Annotated in this window: 2 rRNA genes; both read left to right on the forward strand. The window is 47.6% G+C overall.

Annotated features, from left to right (window positions below):
* A 5S ribosomal RNA gene (gene rrf / locus F2P45_RS34615) occupies positions 1-112 on the forward strand.
* A gap of 198 nt (positions 113-310) precedes the next feature.
* A 5S ribosomal RNA gene (rrf, locus tag F2P45_RS34620) occupies positions 311-397 on the forward strand; the annotation flags it as partial.

Consider the following 397-nt stretch of genomic DNA (forward strand, 5'->3'; position numbering starts at 1 on the left):
CTGATGACCATAGTAAATCGGTACCACCCCTTCCCATCCCGAACAGGACCGTGAAACGATTTTACGCCGATGATAGTGCTGCAACCAGTGTGAAAGTAGGTTATCGTCAGGCTAGTTATAAGAGAAAGACCCCGGTAAGCCTAAGCGCGCTCAAGATCGTGCTTAGTGCAAACCGGGTTTTTTTTTCGTCCGCGTTTTTGTGATCGAACCACAGAAATTGCTACCAATTAATAAGAATACGCAGTAAAATACGCGCTCAGGATTCGAAGTACTGCTGCCCAGTCGGGAGCATCTACTTGTACAAGTTATGCCTGATGACCATAGTAAATCGGTACCACCCCTTCCCATCCCGAACAGGACCGTGAAACGATTTTACGCCGATGATAGTGCTGCAACC

It is taken from the genome of Massilia mucilaginosa (assembly GCF_011682145.1).
In the GTDB taxonomy this organism is placed as follows: domain Bacteria; phylum Pseudomonadota; class Gammaproteobacteria; order Burkholderiales; family Burkholderiaceae_D; genus Telluria_A; species Telluria_A mucilaginosa.